At 73.2% G+C, this 23,087-nt stretch carries 17 protein-coding genes; 13 read left to right on the top strand and 4 right to left on the bottom strand.

The features are described 5' to 3' along the window. Positions 1-32: 32 nt before the first annotated feature. The gene (locus ACZ62B_RS12360; protein ID WP_468879067.1) at positions 33-1,289 is read right to left on the bottom strand and encodes a D-arabinono-1,4-lactone oxidase; all 1,257 of its coding nucleotides are present in this window, start codon (positions 1,287-1,289) and stop codon (positions 33-35) included. A 156-nt stretch (positions 1,290-1,445) separates the two neighbouring features. Between ACZ62B_RS12360 and ACZ62B_RS12355 the strand changes: the two genes are divergently transcribed. From ACZ62B_RS12355 to ACZ62B_RS12325, 7 genes are all read left to right on the top strand, one after another. Then, the gene (locus tag ACZ62B_RS12355; protein ID WP_344556349.1) at positions 1,446-2,768 is read left to right on the top strand and encodes a radical SAM protein; all 1,323 of its coding nucleotides are present in this window, start codon (positions 1,446-1,448) and stop codon (positions 2,766-2,768) included. Positions 2,769-2,996: 228 nt separating this feature from the next. Further along, on the top strand, positions 2,997-4,475 hold the full coding sequence (locus ACZ62B_RS12350; RefSeq protein WP_468879060.1) for a cellulose binding domain-containing protein: 1,479 nt from the start codon (positions 2,997-2,999) through the stop codon (positions 4,473-4,475). Between the two features lie 106 nt (positions 4,476-4,581). Further along, complete coding sequence (locus ACZ62B_RS12345; protein WP_468879057.1) at positions 4,582-6,552, top strand: dynamin family protein; 1,971 nt, start codon at positions 4,582-4,584, stop codon at positions 6,550-6,552. 3 nt (positions 6,553-6,555) lie between these two features. Continuing rightward, positions 6,556-8,379, top strand: a complete 1,824-nt coding sequence (locus ACZ62B_RS12340; protein ID WP_468879054.1) for a dynamin family protein — start codon at positions 6,556-6,558, stop codon at positions 8,377-8,379. Positions 8,380-8,396: 17 nt separating this feature from the next. Then, complete coding sequence (locus ACZ62B_RS12335; RefSeq protein ID WP_468879051.1) at positions 8,397-10,352, top strand: dynamin family protein; 1,956 nt, start codon at positions 8,397-8,399, stop codon at positions 10,350-10,352. Beyond that, entirely contained in the window at positions 10,352-11,530 is a 1,179-nt protein-coding gene (locus ACZ62B_RS12330; protein ID WP_469690140.1) for a nucleotidyl cyclase domain-containing protein, read from the top strand. The genes ACZ62B_RS12335 and ACZ62B_RS12330 overlap by 1 nt, the downstream gene beginning before the upstream one ends. A gap of 3 nt (positions 11,531-11,533) precedes the next feature. Beyond that, on the top strand, positions 11,534-12,028 hold the full coding sequence (locus ACZ62B_RS12325) for a Pycsar system effector family protein (protein ID WP_468879046.1): 495 nt from the start codon (positions 11,534-11,536) through the stop codon (positions 12,026-12,028). On the opposite strand, the gene ACZ62B_RS12320 is transcribed toward ACZ62B_RS12325, so the two are convergent. After that, on the bottom strand, positions 11,961-12,764 hold the full coding sequence (locus tag ACZ62B_RS12320; protein WP_468879043.1) for a Crp/Fnr family transcriptional regulator: 804 nt from the start codon (positions 12,762-12,764) through the stop codon (positions 11,961-11,963). The genes ACZ62B_RS12325 and ACZ62B_RS12320 overlap by 68 nt on opposite strands. Positions 12,765-13,203: 439 nt before the next feature. On the opposite strand from ACZ62B_RS12320, the gene rsgA reads away from it, so the two are divergent. The 3 genes from rsgA to ACZ62B_RS12305 all read left to right on the top strand — a co-directional run bounded on the left by rsgA (position 13,204) and on the right by ACZ62B_RS12305 (position 16,260). Then, positions 13,204-14,307 carry a ribosome small subunit-dependent GTPase A gene (rsgA, locus tag ACZ62B_RS12315; protein WP_469690137.1) on the top strand — a complete coding sequence of 368 codons (1,104 nt, stop codon included), beginning with the start codon at positions 13,204-13,206 and terminating at the stop codon, positions 14,305-14,307. Between the two features lie 61 nt (positions 14,308-14,368). Further along, on the top strand, positions 14,369-15,754 hold the full coding sequence (locus ACZ62B_RS12310) for a DNA-3-methyladenine glycosylase 2 family protein (protein WP_469690134.1): 1,386 nt from the start codon (positions 14,369-14,371) through the stop codon (positions 15,752-15,754). Positions 15,755-15,756: 2 nt separating this feature from the next. Further along, the gene (locus tag ACZ62B_RS12305; RefSeq protein WP_344556343.1) at positions 15,757-16,260 is read left to right on the top strand and encodes a methylated-DNA--[protein]-cysteine S-methyltransferase; all 504 of its coding nucleotides are present in this window, start codon (positions 15,757-15,759) and stop codon (positions 16,258-16,260) included. 17 nt (positions 16,261-16,277) lie between these two features. Here the strand turns inward: ACZ62B_RS12305 and ACZ62B_RS12300 are convergent, their stop codons facing one another. Then, positions 16,278-16,760, bottom strand: coding sequence for a DUF456 domain-containing protein (locus ACZ62B_RS12300; protein WP_344556341.1), 483 nt, complete (start codon positions 16,758-16,760; stop codon positions 16,278-16,280). Positions 16,761-16,909: 149 nt separating this feature from the next. Here ACZ62B_RS12300 and ACZ62B_RS12295 point away from each other — a divergent pair, with 149 nt between their 5' ends. Further along, positions 16,910-18,502: a protein phosphatase 2C domain-containing protein gene (locus ACZ62B_RS12295; protein WP_469690129.1), complete on the top strand. Its 1,593-nt coding sequence runs from the start codon at positions 16,910-16,912 to the stop codon at positions 18,500-18,502. 66 nt (positions 18,503-18,568) lie between these two features. Further along, positions 18,569-20,311 carry a pyruvate dehydrogenase gene (locus tag ACZ62B_RS12290; protein WP_469690127.1) on the top strand — a complete coding sequence of 581 codons (1,743 nt, stop codon included), beginning with the start codon at positions 18,569-18,571 and terminating at the stop codon, positions 20,309-20,311. 6 nt (positions 20,312-20,317) lie between these two features. On the opposite strand, the gene ACZ62B_RS12285 is transcribed toward ACZ62B_RS12290, so the two are convergent. Further along, complete coding sequence (locus tag ACZ62B_RS12285) at positions 20,318-22,195, bottom strand: helix-turn-helix domain-containing protein (RefSeq protein WP_469690125.1); 1,878 nt, start codon at positions 22,193-22,195, stop codon at positions 20,318-20,320. Between the two features lie 221 nt (positions 22,196-22,416). Between ACZ62B_RS12285 and ACZ62B_RS12280 the strand changes: the two genes are divergently transcribed. Beyond that, the gene (locus tag ACZ62B_RS12280) at positions 22,417-23,037 is read left to right on the top strand and encodes a hypothetical protein (RefSeq protein ID WP_468879022.1); all 621 of its coding nucleotides are present in this window, start codon (positions 22,417-22,419) and stop codon (positions 23,035-23,037) included. Positions 23,038-23,087: the final 50 nt, after the last annotated feature.

The raw sequence follows: 23,087 nt of genomic DNA, 5'->3' as shown, positions 1-23,087 counted from the left end.
AGGGGCTTGACGAAGCCCGGCCGGGGCCGGGATCAGGAGCCGAGCACGTCCCGCACGAAGGCGTTGGTGAACACGCGCCGCGGGTCGAGGTCGTCGACGATGCCGCGGAAGTCGTCCATCCGCGGGTAGCGGGCGCGCAGCTCCGCCGCCGGAGTGGTGAACACCTTCCCCCAGTGCGGGCGCGGGTCGAACGGCGCCAGCGCCTCCTCTACCCGCCGCACCACCGGCAGCACCGCCTCCGTGTCCTCGATCCAGGTGAAGTGGACGGCCACCGTGTCCCGGCCGTGGGAGGGGCTGAGCCACTGGTCGTCACCGGCGACGGTGCGCACCTCGCAGGTCTGCAGCACGGGGGCGACCGTCTCCCGGATCCCGTCCAGCGCGTGCAGCGCGGCGAGGGCCGACTCCCGCGGCATCAGGTACTCCGACTGCAGCTCCGCGCCGCTGCTCGGGGTGAACTCCGCGCGGAAGTGCGGCAGCCGCTCGTGCCAGGGCCCCGGCACGCCGAACTGCTCGGTGCAGTTCACGGCCGGCATCCCCGGCACCGGGTGCATCTTCTCGGTCGCCGGAGCCGCCCAGGGGAAGTCCGGCAGCGGCTGGTCGGTGCGCCGCTTCACCCACACCTGGCGGAAGCCCGGCGCCCGCCAGTCGGTGAACAGGCTCACGCTGTACGCCGCCGACATCACCTTCTCGAACGTGGCCTGGTCCAGCCCCTCCAGGGGCATCTCGGTGAACACGTGCTGCTCGACCTCGTAGGCCGGCTCCAGGCTCAGGGTGAGCGCGGTGACGACACCGAGCGCGCCCAGCGAGGTGACCACACCGCCGAAGAGGTTCGTCACCCCTTGCGTGAACCACCCTCTGGAACCGTCCGCCACCACGATCTCCACCGCGCGCACGGACGAGGCCAGCGGCCCGTTGCCGACACCGGAGCCGTGGGTGCCGGTGGCGACCGACCCGGCCACCGAGATGTGCGGCAGCGACGCCATGTTCGCCAGCGCCAGCCCGTGCCGGTGCACCTCGCGGGCCAGCTCGGCGTAGCGCACGCCGCCCCCGACCCGTACCGTCCGGGCCGTCGTGTCCACGTCGATCTCGGGGGGCAGCGCGTCGAGGGAGAGCAGGACGCCGTCCTCGCCGGGCTCGGCGATCTCGTTGAAGGAGTGCCCGCTGCCCAGCACCCGCACCCGCGAGCTCGCGGCGACCAGGTTCAGCAGCGCGTTCACGCTGTGCGGGCGGTGCAGCTCCTTGGCGGCGTACGTGATGTTGCCCGCCCAGTTGGTCACGCTCTCGGTCATCCCTCGTCCTTCCTGACCAGCGGGGCCGAAAAGGTCCCCCGCCGGAACCTACCTCGCGAGTGGTCCGCGCCCTGTGGGGGGACCCGGCACCCCGGACGTCCGAGCGGGGGCATACCGTGAGGAGTCGTACGTCCGCACCGGGAGGAGAACAACGGGATGGGCAGCCGTACCGCGCTGGTCGAGGATCTGATGGAGCGGTTCCCGCACGTGCCGCGCGAAGCCGTCTTCAAGGAGGACCTGCTGCGCGGCGGTGTGGCCTTCGACCCGTCCGCGCTCAGCGACAACGAGGGCGGCGAGGTCAAGCCGAAGTCGTACTTCATCTTCTCCTTCGACCACGGCACCCTGCCCGAGCTGGGCGAGGCCGCGCTGCGCCGCCCACCGGAGGAGATCATCCTCACCGGCGGCCCGTACGACCTGCGCCGCACGGTCGTGTCGGTGCGGGTGAACCCGGCCTCCCCCTACCGCGTCGCCGCCGACGAGCACGGCGTGCTCGGCCTCTACCTCGACGGCAGGCGGATCTCGGACGTCGGCGTGCCGCCCATGCCCGAGTACTACCGGCACACCCTCTCCAACGGGAAGTCGGTCATGGAGGTGGCGCCCACCATCCAGTGGGGCTACCTGATCTACCTGACCGTCTTCCGGGTCTGCCAGTACTTCGGCGCCAAGGAGGAGTGCCAGTACTGCGACATCAACCACAACTGGCGCCAGCACAAGGCGGCCGGGCGGCCCTACACCGGCGTGAAGGACGTCGAGGAGGTCCTGGAGGCCCTGGAGATCATCGACCGGTACGACACCGCGAAGGCGTCCACCGCCTACACCCTCACCGGCGGCGCCATCACCAGGACCGTCTCCGGCCGCGACGAGGCCGACTTCTACGGCCACTACGCCAAGGCCATCGAGGAGCGCTTCCCCGGCCGCTGGATCGGCAAGGTCGTCGCCCAGGCGCTGCCCAAGGACGACGTGCAGCGCTTCAAGGACTACGGCGTGCAGATCTACCACCCCAACTACGAGGTGTGGGACGAGTACCTGTTCAAGATGTACTGCCCCGGCAAGGAGCGCTACGTCGGCCGCGACGAGTGGCACCGGCGCATCCTCGACTCCGCGGAGATCTTCGGCGCGCGCAACGTCATCCCCAACTTCGTGGCCGGCGTGGAGATGGCCGAGCCCTTCGGCTTCAAGACGGTCGACGAGGCCATCGACTCCACCACCGAGGGCCTGCGCTTCTTCATGTCGCACGGCATCACGCCCCGGTTCACCACCTGGTGCCCGGAGCCGACCACCCCGCTCGGCAAGGCCAACCCGCAGGGCGCCCCGCTGGAGTACCACATCCGGCTGCTCCAGGCCTACCGGCAGACCATGGAGGACTTCGGCCTCTCCTCTCCCCCCGGCTACGGCCCGCCCGGACCCGGCAACGCGGTGTTCTCCGTCAGCTCCTTCATGGACAGCCTCCCGGCACAGGAGTCCGCCGGGACGGTCTGAGACACCGGGGACGCAGGGCCCTCGCGGAGAAACCAGGAAGGCCGGAACCGAGACGTTCCGGCCTTCCGTGCGTATGGTCCCTGCGAGGGGTGGCCACGCCGCCACTCAAAGTGAGGGAAGCGCTTGTCAGTTGTGGCGGGAACGTGAAAAGCTCGGCCACTGCCGCGAGGTTTCCCCAACTCCACCACTCCTATGGCGAGTTGACCTCGTTCGTGATGCGGGAGTCCCATGCCCGACCTGCCGAGCCCCCAGGACGCCACCGAGGCGGCGCTGTTCTCCGAGTGCTGGGACGCGGCGCTCTCCTACGCCGACCTGTGCACCGCCGGGTCCGCCGCCGCGGCGGAACTGGCCCGCGAGGCCTTCGAACAGGGCATACGGGAGCTGCGCGAGGCCGAGTCGGGCACCGTCCGGGGCTACGGCCGCCGCTCCGCCCGGCTGCCCCGGATACCCGTGCTGCTGACGGCGGTCCGCGCTACGGCCGCCGCCTGGGAGGACGCGGGACAGGGCCACAAGCTCGACCCCGACCTGCGGCTGTGGCTCCACTCCGACCAGGCCGCCCGCTACACCGGCCCGCCACTGGAACGCCCGGTCGCCCTGCGCGGACTGCGCGATCTGCAGCCGGCCGACGCCGAACTGCTCTGGCTGGCCGAGGCGGAGGCCCTGCCGCTGCCCCTGGTGGCCCGCCGGCTCGGCCTCGACCCCGCCACCGCCGCCGGTGAACTCGCCCAGGTCGGCCGCCTGTTCCGGGACCGCTGCCACCGCAACCACCTCGACTCGCCCCTGGACGCCGAGTGCCGCAGCTACGCCCGGCTCCTCGACGCCGTCACCCGCTCACCCGCCGCGGACACCCCCGACGACCTCTCCCGCCACCTCGCCACCTGCGTGCCGTGCGCCGAGGCCGCCGCCTGTCTGCGGCTGCACGGCGGGGGACTGCCCGGCGCGCTGGCCGGCGGGGTGATCGGCTGGGGCGGCCTCGCCTATCTGGAACGCCGCCGCCGCGCCGCCGAGGTACGGCTCGGGGCCGGACGCCCGGACCGGCCCGACCCGGACGGCGGCGACCCGGCGGACGGCACGGCCGGGACGCGCGTCGCCCGGCACGCCCTGCTGGTCGCCGCCCTCCTGGTCTCCCTCCTCGCGCTCGCGGTCACCCTGATGCCGTTCGGCGACACGGCCGACGAGAGCGCCGAACGCCCCGACGCCGACCGGCAGCCCGTGGCCGACCCCGGCCCCTCCCTGCCCGCCGCCCCCACGGCCTCCCAGGACACCCCGTCCGCGTCCGCGTCCGCGTCCGCGAAGCCGTCCGCCGGGCACACCCCCGAGCGCACCCCGGACCGGGAGAACCCCGACCCCGGACCACAGGGCACCTCCTCCGCCACCGCCGACGGCGAACCGGCCGCCTGCCACGCCGACTACGACCTGGTCAACCAGTGGCCCGACGGCTTCCAGGCCACCGTCACCGTCACCACACGCGACCCCCTCGACTCCTGGCACGTCGGCTTCGCCTTCCCCGACGGCCAGCGGATCACCCAGATGTGGGACGCCTCGCTCGACCAGGACGGCTCCCGGGTCACCGCCACCGCCGCCGACTACAACAAGTCGGTCGCCGCCGGCGGGAAACTCGCCTTCGGCTTCCTCGCGTCCTGGAGCGGAACGAACTCCCAGCCCACCGACATCACTCTCAACGGCCTTCCCTGCGCAGGCAAATGACCCACGCCGACCCGCCTCGGGGGCGAGCCGGAACCGCTGGACGCATTCGGGCAGATTCCATCATCTGATGAGAAGTTGACCCGACTGTTCTTCCTACGCTGGCGGCGTGACAGAACAGCAGGTGGTGAACGGCCCGGGGGAAGCGCGGGACTCGGCGGTGTCCGGGCATCTGCGATGGATTCACGACCTGCTCGACCGTCTCCGTCTGCCACCCGAACGCCTGGACGCGCTGCGCTCCCGGCTTCAGGCGGTCGACGCGCGAGCGGCCGACCCGGAACTGCGGGTCGCGGTCTTCGGTGAGGCCTCCAGCGGCAAGAGCACCCTGCTCAACACCCTGCTGCGACGCCGGCTCCTGCCCTCCTCGGCCCGGGTGACCACGCACACCACGACCGTGCTGAGGTACCGGGACGGCGCCCAGGGCATGGTGGTCCGCACCACCGACGACACCGTACGGGCATGGCCGTCCAGGGAGTTCTCGCAGTGGACGGGACGGCTGCACACCGCACGGCCGGGCGATCTGGAGATCGCCCTGGAACGCGTACTGACCACTGACCTGGCCACGGAGGTGGCGGAGCTCGAGGTGCTGTCACCCGTTCCCCTGCTGGGTGGCGGCACGGTGGTCCTCGACACCCCGGGGTTCAGCGTGACCGACCCGGGGCATCGGCAACTGGCCGAGGCGGCGGTGCGGCAGGCGGACCTCGCGCTGGTCGTGGTGCCGGCCGTCTCCGCCATGTCGATGACCCTGGTGGAGTTCCTCGACGGGCCGCTGCACGACCACCACGACCGGTGCGCTTTCGTCCTCACCAAAATGGACCTGCTCGACGACGACGAGCGCTCCGAGGTCGTCGAGACGGTCGAGACCCGGCTGAGGGACCTGGGGATCGCGGACCCGGTGCTCCTGCCCTGCGCCCCGGCCCGAGCATTGAAAGAGCTGACCGCCGTACCGGACGCGACCGGTACGGGACCGTCCGCGCCCCCTCCCCGTGGCTCCGGCCCGGACGCGCACCTGCCGCGATTCCTCGCCGTCGAAGCGCGGATCGCGGAACTGGCCGCTGCGAGACGGCAGTCCGCCATGACGGCCACGGTGCTCGCGCTGCTCGCGGAGCTGCTCCTCGCCGTGGAGGAGGCCACCGAGTCCCAGCGCTCCGCGCTCCTGCGCACGGAGCAGGGGCTGGCCGCCCTGTCCCTGCCCGACTTCCCGGCCTTCCTGGGCGCATGGTCGCAACGCGTCCTGGACGGGGTGGAGCGACAGCTCGGCCGGGCCGCGGCGGCGGGTGTACCGGCCGGCTCCCGGACGGAACTGGACGCGGCCATCGCCGCGGCCGTGGCGGGGGAAGGGATCGGCGACATCGCCAAGGCCACCGAGAAGGTCTCGCGCATCGTCCGTCTCCACCTGCGGGCCGATGTCGAACGGACCGTGCACGCCGCAGTGGACCAGGCCGGTGAGCTGCTGAAATCCGAGGCCCGGAAACTGGCGAAGGACTTCACCGCGGAGTACAGCGCACTGGCGGGACTGGCCGGCGAGTCCTGGACCGCACCGGCGGCGCCCCAGGTCGGGGTCCGTGGCCTGCCCGCCCCCGACCTCTCCGGTGTCGACCGGCGGCTGACCGAGATCGGCACCCGGCTGACCGCCGGCGGCAAGCTCCGCACCGGAGGCGGGGCGATGGCCGGAGCCGTCGCCGGCAGTCTGATCGCCCCGGGCATCGGCACCTTCATCGGGGGCGCGCTGGGCGCGCTCATCGGCAAGGGGAGTCACGAGGCGGCTCGTACGCGTTTCCTGGAGCGGATCCAGCCGATCGTCTCCGCCGCGTACGAGGAGATCGACGCCCTCGTCGGCGAGTCCCTGCTGCGCGTCCGCGTGGGCGTCATGGAGAGCACCGCCGAACTCCGCGAGCGGTACGACGGCCAGTGGGGTGCGGAGATCGTCCGGCTCACGGCCGCGCACACCCGGCAGCGTGCCGAACTGGCTGCCGGAATCGCCACCATGGAGCAGGCCGCGGCCGCCGCCAGGCGCCGTCGCGAAGACGTCGCCGCGCTGCGTGGCGACGGGACCGCCCCCGATTCCGAGGAGATGTGACCTGTGGACAACGGTTACCCGCCCGCCGGTACCCAGCCGTCCGTCACCACCCACCACATCGCCGATGTCGGCGCCGCCGCACCCGGCTGGTTGCGGGAGGCCCGCGGGCTGTCCGGCGCCCACGGCCTGGACCGCATCACCGTGGCCTTGGAGGCACTGGCCGCCGAACGAGGCAGGCCGGCCTTCCGGATCGCGGTGGTGGGCGAGTTCAACCGGGGGAAATCCACTCTGATCAACCGGCTGATCGGCCGGGAACTCCTGCCGACGGGACCGCGTCCGGTCACCCGCGTGCCGGTGACGGTCCGAGGGGCCCAGGCAGATTCGCTGCGGCTCACGTGGCCGGACGGACACCACGAGATGCGCCCTCTCGACGCCGACGATCCGTGGGGCGGACTCATCGGTCCTCCGACCGCTCCGGGACCCGGTGCAGGAGGTTCCTCCTCCGGGCCGGTGCCGCAGGAGCCCGCAGTGGTCGCCTCCGTGGCCGATGCCTGGCTGCGGGAACTGGGCGCCGAACTCGTGGACCTGCCGGGCGTCAACTCCGGGGGTGGGGAACAGTTCGAGCAGGTACGCGCCGCCTCCGCCGCCGGCGACGCCGTGCTGTTCGTCGTCTCGGCCGTCTCCCCTCTGAGCAGCACCGAGATCCGGCTTCTTCAGGAGGAAGTGCTCTGCCGCCACGTCCCCTTCGTCGCCGTGGTGGTGACCATGCTGGACCTGGTCGAGGAGGAGGGCCGCGAGGAGACCATGCGGCACCTCCGCGAGCGCCTGACGGAGCTGCCCGGCGACCTCCCCCTGCTGCGGGCTCCGGAACCGGGCGCCGGGGAGCCGGAGCTGACGGCCCTGCGTGCCCTGGTCGAGGACTTCGCCGGGAGCAGCGGACGCGCGCTGTGGCGCGACCGGCGCATCGCCGCCCAGGTCGCCGACCACTGCGAGGCCATGACCGGGATCGCCGCCGCCGCCCTCGCGGCCGAAGGGCTCTCCGACACCGAGGCCGACGAGCAGGCCGCCCGGGCCGACGCACTACTGGAGAAGGAGGAACAGCAGTGGAAACAACTGCACATCGACCTCACCGAACGCCAGCTGACGCTCACTGCTCGCCTCCGACAGCAGATCCACAAAGAGCGCGACGGTCTCATCGAACGGCTGCGCTGGGAACTGGAACGCTCCCCGGACCCGGGAGGCTGGTGGGAACGCGACCTGCCGTTCCGGCTGAGGCACGAACTGGCGCTGCTCGCCCAGCGGTGCGAACGCACCGTCCTGCCCGGTCTGGCCGCCGACACCGACTGGCTGGACGCCGAGGTCGCCCGGCGGTTGCCCGGCACCGTCCCCGCCCCCGCCCCGAGCCGCGGCCCCGTCTGGCGCGGACCCACCGTGGAACCGCAGCTCACCGGGGAGATCTCCGACCTGACCAGAACACGGCTGGCGACCCGGCTCGGCGCCCAGGGCGGTGCCATCGTCGGCTACTTCATCGCCCTGGCCCGCGCGGTGCCGGTGCCGATGATCTACGGAGCGGGGTTCAGCCTCATCGGCGGCCTGCTGGCCGAGGGCGCGATCCGGTCCGCGACCGAACGCCAGCGCAGCGAGGTCGACGCCGTCCTCGTCCGTGTGGTCGACGAGGGCACCACGGCCTTCCTGCGGCAGGCCCTCGACCTGCTGACGGGCATCTACGCCGATGTGTTCGACCGGCTGCACCGGTCCCGCGAGGTGTGGCACGACGCCCGGCGGGCCGCGCTCGCCGCCCCGGCCGCCCCCGGCACCGACTGGCCGGGCCTGGCCCGCGACGCGTCCGCCCTGGCCGTACGCATCCGCACCGCACTCCAGGACTGAAGGAAAGAGTGACGACCATGACCACCACGGAAGCGGCAGGTTACGACACCGCGGGCGCCCAGCGCCTGCGCCTGATGGAGATCTGCAGGGAACTCGGGCGGATCGCCGAACGCATCGGCGACACCGGGGCGCAGAGCGTTGTGACCGACCTGCTCGGGCGTATGGACACCGACGCCTTCCACGTCATGGTGGTCGGTGACTTCAACCGCGGCAAGTCCACCTTCGTCAACGCCCTGCTGGGTGCCAAGGTGCTGCCTGTCAAAGCCACCCCGGCCACCGCCGTCATCACCGAGGTCAAGTTCGGCGACCCTCCGGCCGCCCTGCTGTGGCGGGAGGACGTCACGGAGCCCGAGAGGGTGCAGCCCGGGGAGCTCACCGCCCTCATCACCGTCAACGGCAAGGAACGCGACCGGCGCAGCCCCTTCGTCAAGGCCGAGGTCCTCTGGCCGCTGGAACTGTGCCGCCGCAACGTCGTACTGATCGACTCACCCGGACTCAACGAGCACGCCCACCGCGACGAGATCACCCTCAACCACCTGGCCAAGGCGGACGCGGTCGTCTTCCTGCAGCATGCGATCGCTCCCATGAGCATCAGCGAGTCCCAGTTCCTCACCTCCTACCTGGACGCCCACGACCCGTTCTTCGTCTTCACCTACTTCGACGCCATCGACGACACCGAGCGGGCCGATGTGGCGGCCGGCGCGCAGCAGCGCATCCACCAACTGCGCGGCGAGGACCGGGACGAAGGCCGCTTCCACTTCGTGGACGCCAAGGCCGCACTGCTCGCCCGGATCGCCCACGACACAGCGGCGTACGAGGAATCGGGCGTGGCCGGCCTCGAGCGCTCCCTGGAGCGCTATCTGGTGAAAGAGCGGCACAAGGTGAAGCTGCTGGCCCCGGCGCGTGCCCTGCGCGGCCTCGCACGTGAGCTCGACCGCAACATCCCCCACGAGCTCGCCCTGCTCGACGCGAAGTCCTCCGACCTGGAACGGGACTGGGAAGCGGCGCAGCAGCCACTGCGCGACCTCGAGGTACAGGCCCGGCAGATCTCCCTGGACATCTGCAACCAGACCCGGATGCTCCAGGACCGCGTGGAAACGCTGCTCGGCGGCTACCTCGCGTCCGTGGCGGACGAGGCCCCGACGCTCGCGGCCGAGGTGCCCCTGACGGCCAAGATCGGCATGAACCCGCTGAAAGTGATGGAGCAGGCCGAACAGGTCACCCAGGAGATCGCAGCCGGCACGGCCAGGGCCCTCGAAACAAAGGTGGCTGCCTGGGTGAGCAACTCACTCGAACCGGTGATCGTCCAGGACATGGAGAAGCTCGCCGAGCGGATGAACGCCCAGCTCACCTCCTTCGAGGCCCGTCTGGACGAGTTCCGGATCAGCCTCACCGGCGTGGAGGACGCGGGCCGAGCCGGGGAACGCCAGGAGGAGCAGGCGCTCACCAGGTTCATCTCGGGTGCGGCCGGACTGATCCTCGGCGGTGTGGCCGGCGGCCTGGTCGGGGCCCGCTTCGGAGCCAAGGAGGCGCTGCGCACCCTTCCGGTCACCATGGCCATCCTCGTGGCCTGGATGTTCACCCCGTTCGGGCTCCCCACCCTGGTCGGCAGCATGGTCGTGCACGCGGTCATCAAGAGCAAGCAGGCCGGAGGCCGCCTGGAGAGCAGAATGCGCGAGGCGGTGGGCCGGGAGATGTCCACCCAGATGCGGCTGGCCGCCCCCCAGCAGGCCCGTGAAGCGGCCGAGGCCTTCGCCACCACGACCATGGACCCCATCGCCCGGGAGATCACCGAAGGAATGTCCGCCCGCATGCGGGAGCTGACCCGCAGTGTCGAGTCGGCCCGGGAGATCTGCGGACAGGGCGAGGCGGCCGTCGCGGAACGCCGCGCCGCACTGCGGGAACTGGACGCGCTGCTTCGTCGGGTCGGTGACGATCTCGGCGACCTCACCGACGAACTGGCGCTGCTCTGATGGCCCGTTACCGCGGGCGCCTGTGCATGGCCGTGGACCTGCGCCAGTACAGCCGCCACACCTACAGCGGGCAGGCCGACGCCCAGGTGAGGCTCCGTCTCGTTGTCGAGCACGCGATGCGCCGCGCACGCATTCTGCGGGTCCGCACGCAGCAGCAACTGCAGGGTGACGGCCGGCTGCTGGTCTTCCCGGCCCGCACCGACGTGGTGCGGGCCGTTCCTGAGCTGATCCTTGGTCTCCGGGACGGGTTGTACGAGGCGAACCGGACACCCGGGGCGTTCGGCAGGATGAGGATGCGGGCCGCACTCGCGCAAGGCTCCGTCTCCCGGGGCGAGAGTGGCTACCTGGGCGACTGCGTGGTGCTGGTCAGCCGGCTGGTGGACTCCGAGGAGCTGCGCGGGACGCTGGAGCGCAACGAGCACAGTGACCTGGCCCTCGCCCTGCCCGACGAACTCCACCGGGACGTGATCCTGCGGCAGTCCCGGGGGCTGCCCGCCCCGGACTTCCGACGCAGCGAGGTGATCATCGAGAAGAAGGCGTTCGCGGTCGGCGCCTGGCTGTACGCACCGAGGTCGGCGCCGGCCAGGGACCCGAGCCCGGAACCGGTGATCTGGGGGCACTCACCGGGGCGCGCGGCACTGCGGGAGTACGTCGTCCCCGCGCTGGGCGCCGCCCACCTCGCCGCCACCGTGGTCGCGCACAGCCAGGTCCTGCGGGAATGGGCGGTACCGGGGTCGGCGGGCCACCCGGACGGGGACTTCGACGGGCCGGGCGGGGCGAGGGGGGACGCACACGGCACCGGTCATCCGGATGCCCCGGCCCAGACCCCGCACGGCACCGATGCCCACCACCCGGACGCGTCCCACGCCGGCGCGTTTCACGACGACGTTGCCCACGCCGGCGCGTCCCACCACGGCGCGTCCCACGACGGCGCGTTTCACCAGGGGGCGGACCTCTCCGACGTGCATGATCCCGGTTCGTACTCCTCCATCGATCCGTACCACCCGGATCCGTACCACCCGGATCCGTACCACCCGGATCCCTTTCATTGCGACCCGCATGTCCCCGGCTCGTACCACCCTGATCCGCACCACCAGGATCCCGGCCCGCACATCGACCACGCGGACCATGCCGACGACCTCGGCCACTTCGGCCACTTCGACCACGGCGGGCACTGAGAGATGACCGAGCACCTACCGACCACGGAGGAGTTGGCGGCCGCTGTCGCCGCGATGGCTTCGTTCCAACAAGTCACGCAGCAGGCCGACGCCAAGGCCGGGACGATGGTCACCGTGCACGTCGGTCTCGCGGCCGTCGTCGCGACCCAGGTCGGGTCGGCTGGCGTCCCGGCGTCCGGCGCGGCTCCGGTGGCCGTCTTGTTCTGGCTCGCCGCCTTCGCCTACCTGCTGAGCTTCACCGTGTCCGGCTATCTGCTGGTCCAGGTGATCCGCCCGCGGACGGGGAGACACACGACGCCGAACCGTTTCTCGCTGAACGCCGCCCAGCACTCCGGGGCGCCCGGCGACCAGTTGGCGGCCCAGGCATGGGCGACGGCGGCTGCCATCGCTCGCATCGCCTCCCTGAAGAACCGCTACACGGCCCGCGCCGTCAGCTGGGTCGCCGCGATGGTCCTGGCAGCGGCGGGGTGGCTGGTGCTGGCCGGGGTGACGCCATGAGAGGCGGGCCGTCCCCGTGCGCACCGGCGATCCGGCTGAGTTCGGGGACGTCCCGGACCAGGATGCGGCGGTACCCGGTCTCGATCACCCGGTCCTGGCGGAGCGAACGCAGCACTCTGTGGACGCTCGGCTCGGAGGCTCCGACCAGTGCCGCCAGTTCGGGCTGGCTCAGGGAGACCCCGATCGAGATACCGGCCTCGCGCGGGCTGCCGTACACCCTGGCCAGCTCGGTGAGCACCCGCGCGACCCGGGTGCTCACCGCCGAACCTCCGAAGTCCTGTCTTCGCCGGGTCGCCCAGCGCAGCTTGCCCGCCACCACGCCCATCACCGCCTGCGCGGCGTCCTCGTACCGGGCGAGGGCCGCGAGGAAGTCCTGACGTGTGATCCTCTTCGCCAAGCCGGCTCCGGCCGCCACGACCGTGGCCACCCGTGGCTGACCGTCGAAGCAGGCCAGCTCGCCGACTATGTCGCCGCCGGACCGGACCGCCAGGAGCGCTTCCCGGCCGTCCTCCGTAGTGGCCAGCACCTTGAACCAGCCACCCAGCAGGAGGAAGACGTGCGAGCCGTGGTCGCCCTCGCGCAGAAGGCGTTCGCCTCCCTCGAAGCGGACCGGCCGTCCGAGGTGGATCAGCTGGTCCCGTGTCCTCGCCGACAGGGTGCCCAGCAGACTGGCAGTCGGCCAGTGCGGTTCGGCGGGCCGCGGAACCGGCCCCGTGCGCGCAGCGCTTGACGTCATGGAAGGGCCCTTCGCATCACCGTTCATTTTCGGCCGAGATGCCGTCTGTCTTGCATTGTGTACCCAACTCGTGGGATCTGCACAGGAGTCGGGGGATCCCGTGCGGTTCTTCGGAAAGGGGCGCCTGTGGGGCGGGTGTCATGGTAAAGGCGCCGAGAGGGGGCACGCCGCCGCGGGCCCCGGGTGCTCGTCGTGAAAAACCGGTGGTGCCCGTCTCCGTGCCGCTTCTATGATGACCGGGAGGTCGTGCGGCGGCCACGTCGGCCGCCGCGTCCGAGCCGAGCGAGAAACAGGAGGTGTGACCGATGACTGTCTCTGTGAGGGGTGCTGCCCGCATCCGGACGATCGTTCATCCCACCTCCGTGGCCCTCGGCTGATACCTCCTCTTCTGCCGCGCCTGTGACGCGCGGTGCCGGGGCCGCCCTTCGAAGGGTTTCCCTTGAACCTCTCCTCTTCTCCGACTGCTTCCTCGCATCCTCTCGCTCCCCTCGGCTGGGACGACGCCTGGGCGGACGAGTTCGCCCCCTACGACGCGGAAGGGCTGCTGCCCGGCCGTGTGATCCGGGTCGACCGCGGCCAGTGCGACGTCGTCACCGCCGGCGGCACCCTGCGCGCCGACACCGCCTTCGTCACCCCGCACGACCCGCTGCGGGTCGTCTGCACGGGCGACTGGGTCGCCGTCGAACCCGGCGGGAACCCCCGCTACGTACGCGCGTACCTGCCGCGCCGTACCGCCTTCGTGCGCTCCACCTCCTCCAAGCGGTCCGAGGGGCAGATCCTCGCCGCCAACGTCGACCACGCCGTCGTCGCCGTCTCCCTCGCCGCCGAACTCGACCTGGCCCGGATCGAACGCTTCCTCGCGCTCGCCTGGGAGTCCGGGGCGCAGCCGGTGGTCGTCCTCACCAAGGCCGACCTGGTGCCGGACGCGGTGACCCGGGGGCACCTCGTCCAGGACGTGGAGACCAGCGCACCGGGCGTGCCGGTGTTCACCGTCAGCGCCAGGGACGGTGACGGGCTCGACGTCCTCACCGCGATCGTCGCCGGCGGTACGTCGGTGCTGCTCGGGCAGTCCGGCGCCGGCAAGTCCACCCTGGCCAACGCGCTCCTCGGCGAGGACGTGATGGACGTCCAGGCCATCCGGGACGTCGACGGCAAGGGCCGCCACACCACGACCACCCGCAACCTGCTGGCGCTGCCCGGCGGGGGAGTCCTCATCGACACACCGGGACTGCGGGGCGTCGGCCTGTGGGACGCCGGAGCCGGCGTCGGCCAGGTGTTCGCCGAGATCGAGGAGCTCGCCGAGCGCTGCCGGTTCCAGGACTGCGCCCACGAGAGCGAACCCGGCTGCGCCGTCCTCGACGCCATCGAGACCGGTGACCTGCCGCAGCGCCGCCTGGAGAGCTACCGCAAGCTGCTCCGGGAGAACCAGTACATCGTCGCCAAGACCGACGCCAGGCTCCGCGCGGAGATCCGCAAGGACTGGAAGCGCAAGGGCGCCATCGGCAAGGCGGCGATGGAGGCCAAGCGGGGCCGCCTGCGGTAGCGACACCTCCATGTCCGATTTCCGCCAGCCGGGACTCCCCGGCCGGCGGAGACTGGACGGTATGAAGGACGAGGACAGCAGGTACGAGGCGGTGCGCAGCCGGGACGCCCGGTTCGACGGGGCGTTCTTCTTCGCCGTGGAGACGACCGGCATCTACTGCCGGCCCAGCTGCCCCGCCGTCACCCCGAAGCGGCACAACGTGCGGTTCTTCGCGACCGCCGCCGCCGCGCAGGGCTCCGGGTTCCGCGCCTGCCGGCGCTGCCGCCCGGACGCCGTGCCCGGCTCCGCCGAGTGGAACGTACGGGCCGACGTCGTCGGCCGGGCCATGCGGATGATCGCCGACGGCGTCGTCGACCGCGAGGGCGTCGCCGGACTCGCCGCACGGCTCGGCTACAGCGCCCGCCAGGTGCAGCGCCAGCTCACCGGCGAGCTCGGCGCCGGACCCGTCGCGCTCGCCCGCGCCCAGCGGGCGCACGCCGCGCGCGTCCTCCTGCAGACCACCGGGCTGCCGGTCACCGAGATCGCCTTCGCCTCCGGATTCGCCAGCGTGCGGCAGTTCAACGACACCGTACGGGCCGTGTACGCCACCACCCCCAGCGAACTGCGCGCCTCCGCGCCCCACCGGGGCCGGGCGCGCACCGCCACCCCGTCCGCCGGAATCCCCCTGCGGCTCGCCCACCGCGGCCCCTACCGGGCGGAACCCGTCTTCGACCTGCTGGAACGCGAGGCCGTCCCCGGCGTCGAGGACGTGAGCGGCACCCCGGGCACCCGCACCTACCGGCGGACGCTCCGCCTGCCCTACGGCACCGGCATCGCCGCAGTCGACGAACGCCCGCACACCGGTCCCGGCGCCCACCCCGGCGGCTGGCTCGACGCCCGCGTCCACCTCACCGACCCCCGCGATCTGACCACCGCCGTACAACGCCTGCGACGGCTGTTCGACCTGGACGCCGACCCGTACGCCGTCGACGAACGGCTCGGCGCCGACGCCCGGCTCGCCCCGCTGGTCGCCGCCCGGCCCGGACTGCGCTCACCGGGGGCCGCCGACCCGGACGAACTGGCGGTACGGGCGCTGGTGGGCCGCGACGAGGCCGCGGAGCTGGTCCGGCGGTACGGCAAGCGGCTCGACGCCCCCTGCGGCACCCTCACCCACCTGTTCCCCGAAGCCGCCGTCCTCGCCGGGGCCGAACCCGACGGCACCCTGGGCGCGCTCACCGTCGCCCTCGCCGACGGCACCGTACGCCTCGGACCCGGCGCGGACCGGGACGAAGCCGAGGTCGCCCTGGCCGCCGTCCCCGGCCTCGACGCCCGTACGATCGCCGAGATCCGCACCCGCGCGCTCGGCGACCCGGACGTGGCCCCGCCCGGACCCGGCCTTCCCGAAAGCTGGCGCCCCTGGCGCTCGTACGCACTGAACCACCTGCGCGCCGCAGGGGAGTTGGAGTAACCATGACGACCACGACCACGACCACGTACTGGACGCGTGTGGACAGCCCCGTCGGACCGCTGCTGCTCACCGCCGCCCCGACCGGCGAGCTGACCTCGCTGTCCGTGCCCGGACAGAAGGGCGGGCGCACGCCGGCGGACGACTGGCGGCGGGACCCCGGACCGTTCCGCGAGGCCGAGCGGCAGCTCACCGCGTACTTCGCCGGCGACCTCAAGGAGTTCCGGCTGGCCATGAGCGCCACCGGCACGCCGTTCCGGGAGAAGGTGTGGGCCGCGCTCGACGACGTCCCCTACGGGAAGACGGTCTCCTACGGCGAGATCGCGGCCCGGATCGGCGCGCCGAGGGCCGCCGTACGGGCCGTCGGCGGCGCGATCGGCGCGAACCCGCTGCTCATCGTCCGCCCCTGCCACCGGGTGATCGGCGCCGACGGCTCGCTGACCGGATACGCCGGCGGGCTGGAGCGCAAGGTGCGGCTGCTCACCCACGAGGGCGTGCCGCTGCCGTGAGCCGAGGGGGCGGGGGCTCAGCCCCAGAACACCGCGCCCAGCCACGCCGCCGTGATCAACTGGCAGGTGAACAGCTCCGTCAGCACGCTCCACCCGCCCGAGCGCAGCGCCGTGCGCAGCGCCGCGACCGCCTCACCGTGGCGGCCGAGGCGCAGCCGCTCGAAGACGTAGATCCCGGCGAGGAAACCCGGAACCGCGCCGATCACGGGCAGCAGCACGAAACCCAGGAACGAGCCGCAGCCCGCGTACGCCAGCATCCGGCCGTCGTCGCCGCCCGCCCGCAGCCGGCGCGGCGGCAGCGTCCAGCGCACCACCTGGGACAGGAGCAGCACGACGGTCGCCCCCACGCACACCCACCACGCGACGGGCCGCGGGTCCTTCAGCGCCCACCACAGGACCCCGGCCCACACCAGCCACGACCCGGGCACCCCTGGCAGCAGCACTCCGCACAGTCCGAGCAGGAGCACCAGTCCGGCGAGCAGGAGGTCCCACGCTCCCATCCTTCCAGGGTGCGGGAGTCCGGGGAGCGGCGCAGGACGGAAACGGGCCGCGGCGCCCCTGTCGCACAGCCGTCCCGGGTGTGGCGCGGGACGGGGGATTTTCCGGATGCCCCGTTTCCATCCGGCCCGCGCGGTGGACAATCGGTGACATGAGCCAGCAGGGGGGAAGGCCCACCGGTCCGGAGGACGACTGGTGGGGGCAGCTGTACGACGACGTCACCGACGACACGGGCCCCGCACCGGCGCCCGATTCCCTGGACGACCGCTTCGCCTCGGCGTCCGGCACGCTGAACGCGGACGGTCCCGCTCCGGCGGGCGGTCCTGTTCCGGCGGGTGGTTCTGCTCCGGTGGGCGGTCCCGTCTCGGCGTCCGGTCCGCTGAACGCGGGTGGTTCTGCTCCGGCGGGCGGCTCTGCTCCGGCGTCCGGTCCCGCCCCGGCGGACAGCCCCGACCCGGACGGCTTACGTTCCACGCCGACGGTCCCGGACCCCCGCCCGGCCCCCGACGCGCCGGCGGGCTTCCCGCCGCGGCCCGCCGGCGCCCCGCCCCGCGCCCCCTGGGAACCCCCGTCCGCCGCGTCCGCGGGCCCGGTGACCTTCCCTCCGCCCGAGCCGCACCCGTCGCCGCCCCCGGCCTCCCCCACCTCCGGCACGGCCTACGGCCCCTGGACCCCCGCCACCGCGCCCCCGCCGCCCCCCACGGCCCCACCGGCCCCGGAGCCCGCGGACGGCTCCGCCCCCCGCCCCTCCCGCCTCGAACCACTCCCGGACCCGCTCCCGTCCCGCGCCCACGTGGGATCCCGGCCGCCCACCTACGACCCCGAGCCCACCGCCCTCCCGCCGGCCGACCCCGACGAACTGGACGGCCTGGTCCCGGACACCGTGCTGGACGGGGCCCGCTACGGGGCCTGCACCCTGCGCGCCGCCTCCGTGCGCGGGGACTCCGCGCGCTACCGGGGCGAACCCCGCCGCGACGCGCTGCTGACCGCCCGGTTCGGCACGGGGGAGCGGGCCCTCGTCCTCGTGGCGCTGGCGACCGGCGCCCGGAGCGCGCCCGGCGCCCACCGGGCCGCCGCCGAGGCCTGCCGGTGGATCGGCGAGGCGGTGGGCCGCAGCCACGCCCGCCTCGTCGACGACATCAGGGCCGCCCGGCGCGGCGACCTCAAGTCCGGCCTGCACCGCCTCACCGACCGCAGCCTCGGCAGGCTCCGCGCCGCCGCGGCCGAGCAGGGCCTCGAACCCGACGCCTACGCGGCCACCCTGCGCTGCCTCCTCCTGCCCGCCGACCCCGAGTGCCGCACCCGGGTCTTCTTCGGCGTCGGCCCCGGCGGACTGTTCCGGCTGCGGGACGGCGCCTGGCAGGACATCGAACCCGAGACCACCGAGGCCAAGGGCGAACCCGTGGTCGGTTTCGGCTCGCCGCCCGCCGAGACCCCCGACGGCGACCGCCTCACCATGGACCTGGGCATCCCCACACCCCCGAGCCCGTACGAGCCCGACCCCGGGCCACCCCGCGAACCCTTCCGCTTCCGCACCTCCATAGCCCGCCCGGGTGACACCCTGCTGATGTGCGGCACCGGCCTCGCCGACCCCCTGCGCGGCGAGCGGGAACTCCGCGCCCACCTCGCCGACCGGTGGTCCCGCCCCGGACCGCCCGGCCTCGCCGCGTTCCTCGCCGACACCCAGGTACGGGTCAAGGGGTACGCGGACGATCGTACGGCCGTCGCCGTTTGGGAGGCGTGAGCGCGCCCGGTGTGAATTCATGGAACCCGTCAGGCATCTTCGACCCCCGAGGGGCAGACGGAATCCATGGCCAAACAGAACGTCGCGGAACAGTTCGTCGACATCCTCACCCGCGCGGGGGTCAAACGCCTCTACGGCGTCGTCGGCGACAGCCTCAACCCCGTCGTCGACGCCGTGCGCCGCAACTCCGCCATCGACTGGATCCACGTACGGCACGAGGAGACCGCCGCCTTCGCCGCCGGCGCCGAGGCCCAGATCACCGGCAGACTGGCCGCCTGCGCCGGCTCCTGCGGGCCCGGCAACCTCCACCTCATCAACGGCCTCTACGACGCCCACCGTTCCATGGCCCCGGTCCTCGCCCTCGCCTCCCACATCCCGTCCGGCGAGATCGGCCTCGGCTACTTCCAGGAGACCCACCCCGACCAGCTCTTCCGCGAGTGCAGCCACTACAGCGAGATGATCTCCAGCCCGCAGCAGATGCCCCGGCTGCTGCAGACCGCCATCCAGCACGCCGTCGGCCGCTCCGGCGTCAGCGTCGTCACCCTCCCGGGCGACATCGCCGACCACGCCGCCCCCGAGAAGCCCGCCGAGACCGCCCTGGTCACCTCCCGGCCCACGGTCCGCCCCGGCGACGCAGAGATCGACCGCCTCGTCGACATGATCGACGAGGCCGGGAAGGTCACCCTGTTCTGCGGCGCCGGCACCAAGGGCGCGCACGCCGAGGTCATGGAGTTCGCGGGCAAGATCAAGTCCCCGGTCGGGCACGCCCTGCGCGGCAAGGAGTGGATCCAGTACGACAACCCGTACGACGTCGGCATGAGCGGACTGCTCGGCTACGGCGCCGCCTACGAGGCCACCCACGAGTGCGACCTGCTGATCCTGCTCGGCACCGACTTCCCGTACAACGCCTTCCTGCCCGACGACGTGAGGATCGTCCAGGTCGACGTGCGGCCCGAGATCCTCGGCCGGCGCTCGAAACTGGACCTCGCGGTGTGGGGCGACGTGAAGGAGACGCTGCGGTGTCTGACGCCGCGGGTCCGCGCCAAGGACGACCGGAAGTTCCTCGACCGGATGCTCAAGAAGCACGCGGACGCGCTGGAGGGGGTGGTGAAGGCGTACACGCGGAAGGTGGACAAGCACGTGCCGATCCACCCCGAGTACGTGGCGTCCGTACTGGACGAGATGGCCGACGACGACGCCGTGTTCACCGTCGACACCGGCATGTGCAACGTCTGGGCGGCCCGCTACCTCTCGCCCAACGGCCGCCGCAGGGTGATCGGTTCCTTCTCCCACGGCTCGATGGCGAACGCGCTGCCGATGGCGATCGGGGCGCAGTTCACCGACCGGGGCCGGCAGGTCGTGTCGATGTCCGGCGACGGCGGATTCACCATGCTGATGGGGGACTTCCTCACCCTGGTGCAGTACGACCTGCCGGTGAAGGTGGTGCTGTTCAACAACTCCTCGCTGAGCATGGTCGAGTTGGAGATGCTGGTCGCCGGACTGCCCTCGCACGGCACCGCCATGAAGAACCCCGACTTCGCCGCCGTCGCCCGCGCGTGCGGCGCCCACGGGGTGCGGGTGGAGAAGCCGAAGGAGCTCGCCGGGGCGCTGAAGTCCGCGTTCAAGCACAAGGGCCCGGCCCTCGTCGACATCGTCACCGACCCCAACGCGCTGTCCATCCCGCCGAGGATCAGCAAGGAGATGGTGACCGGTTTCGCCCTGTCCGCCTCCAAGATCGTGCTGGACGGAGGGGTCGGCCGGATGGTGCAGATGGCCCGCTCCAACCTGCGCAACGTGCCGCGCCCGTAAGGGGGTTCACTGGGGGCGGGGCTTCCAGCCGCGTGCCGAGGTGTCGTACTCGTAGCGGGGCAGGCCCCCGATGCCGCTGGTGCGGAACGGGCGGCCGTGGTCGTCGACGCGGACCGTGCCGGTGCGGCCCTGCGAGGACCAGTCCAGCTCCAGGTACCAGCGGCAGTCGCAGTCCGTGGTGCGGGCGGTGACCCGCAGCACCTCCGGGTCGGTCGCGGAGACCCGGTAGGGCATGCGCACGGCCGGGATCGGCGTACCGGCGTCGTTCCCGGCGACCGCGCGGGCGATGGGCCGGTCCTTGTCCAGGTCCACGTCGAAGGAGCGCGGGGTGAGCGCGCCGCCGCAGCCCTGGTCCATGGCGTACGCGTTCCCCGGCGCGGGATCGGAGCGGCCGGCCACACGGACCCGCAGCGCGGTGAGGACGACGGCCGTGTCGGAGGTCCCCTGCACCGACAGCTCCACCAGCGTCTCGCCCCCGTGCACGGCCGACTGCGCCGCCGCCCAGGTCCCGGCGTCCTGCGGGGCCGGTGGCGGCGGGACCCGCTCCGGCGGTTCGGCGACGACGTAGTCGTGGCCGCAGCCGTACGCCCAGACGTGGGAGTCGGCGGACCAGGTGAGGGGCGGGGCCCCGACGGGGGCGTCCGGCCCGGCCGGGGCGGAGGGGGCACCGGGCGCGCGCCGCGCCTCGGGGGAGGACGGGCCGCCCCTCGCGGTCGCGGAAGGGGACGAGGAGGGGGACGCGGAGGGGGAAGGCGATGAGGTGCGGCCCCGAGGGGGCTCGGCGGAACCGCGCGGCGCGGAGGTGACGGGCGGCGCGTCGACGGGCTTGCTGCCGGACGCCCGCCGGTCGTCCGGCAGCGCGGACAGGCTTCCCACGGTGGCCAGCAACGCACAGGCGGCGGCCAGCGCGACGGCGACCCGCTCGCGCCGCCGGTACCACGGCCGCCGGACGCGCGCCTCGCCGGCCGAGGGCCCGCTCACCACGTCACTTCCGGCCACCGGGCCGCTCGCGTGCCCGGACTCCCCGGCACCCGCGCCGGCGCCCGGCCCGCTCCGGTCGACGGGGGCCGATCCGGTGCCGGGCCCGCTCGGGCCGTCCTGCACTCCGCCGACGGTGTCCCGTCCGGTGATCGTCCGGCGGTCCGCGCCGGGTCGCCCGGACGGCTCGCTCAGGGGGGTGAGGGCTGTTCCGCGTGCGGTGCCCGGCCCGGCGGTCGGTGGGCTCGCGTCGCCCGGGGACGGCTCGCCGCCGAGGCGTGGTCCGGGGGACGCCCGGTGCTCGGTCGCGGGTCCGGAGCCCGGCACGTCGGCGGCCTCGGGGCCGGTTCCGCGGGCGGGGGCGTCAGGCGTTCGCGGGCTGTCGGTGGCCCTGTGCCCCGGGGGCCGTTCGCCGGGCCCGTCGGCGTGGGCCGTCCGGCGGCTGTCCCGAGGGCCGTCCGGCGCGGCGTCCCCGGCAGCCGTCCGCCCGGCGGTGCCGTGTCCCTCGACCGGGGCGTCGGGGGTCACGCCGTCCACCCGTCCCCGCGCCACGGTGTGCCGGCCGCCGACGCCCGGGGCGGAGCCGGAAGCCGGACCGGTGTCGGGGGCCGGGGGCGTCCCCGGTGCGGCCGGGGCGCCCGGTCCGCGTGGGTGCCGGCGTGTCTCCGCCGCGCGGAGCCAGCGGTGGTGGAGGTCCAGGCGCTCCGCCCTCGACGCGCCGCACAGGGCGGCGAACCGCTCCACCGGCGCGAAGTCGACGGGGACCGCGTCGCCCGCGCAGTAGCGGTGCAGCGTCGAGGTGTTCATGTTCAGCCGGCGGGCGAGCGAGCCGTAACTGCGGTCCGTGCGTTCCTTCAGCTCGCGCAGCAGCGCCGCGAACTCCGCCACATCGTCCTGTGCCGACACCGTCACCCCGTATTCGTCAGGACCCGACCGGGCCCCGGGACGGCATCCCAGGCACCCCATGTACCTGCACGTCGGACGGGCTGGGATGGTTCCATGCCGGCGGATCCGGCGACGACGCTTGCGCCCGCCTCCCGGGGCGGCCGATGCTCTTGGCACCGCGAACCGCCCGACACGGCGTACCGCTCCGCCCTTCCAGCACGCACACCTCACGGGGGACACCCATGCCCATGCGCACCCGCGCCACCACCCTCGCGGCGCTCACCGTCGCCACCCTCGCCGCCGGTACGGCACTCACCGCGCCGGCCGGCGCCGCGCCGGGGACCGCCGCGGAGCCCAGGTTCCTCGCGGCCTCCGAACTGCCCCCGCACCCGTCGTCCGCCTGGACCGCGGGCCCGGTCACCGACGGCTTCCCGGTGGAGCTCGCCCACTGTCTCGGCGAGGGCGTACCGGCGTACGACTACCGGCACCGCGTCTTCCGCACCGATCTGGACACCGGCGCGGTACAGACCACCGTCGTCACCGGCTCCGCCGCCAAGGGCAAGGCGCTGGCGGCCCTGCTGAACAAGGAGATCCGTTCCTGCGCCGACCGGATCGAGCAGTCCTACCCGGACGTCGAGGCCGAGGGCCGGTACTACGGTTCGCTGCCGGTCGAGGAGGGCGCGCGGGTGCACGGGCTGCACACCGAGACCTCCTGGGGTGCCACGGACATCCACCTGCTCTCCGTGGGACGTGACGGGAAGACGGTGACCGTCGTCGGCTGGGGGCAGCTGGGCGACTTCGACGACGCCCCGGTGGGCGCGTTCAGGAAGACGACGAAGAGGGCCGTCGACAAGCTGTACTGAGGCCGCGCGGCCGCCACGACCACCACGGGAAGCCGGGGTCGTCCTCTCGC

The organism is Streptomyces sp. NPDC053426 (assembly GCF_055585405.1).
The sequence above is the reverse complement of the archived record's forward strand: the minus strand, read 5'-3'. Positions and strand labels throughout refer to the sequence as shown.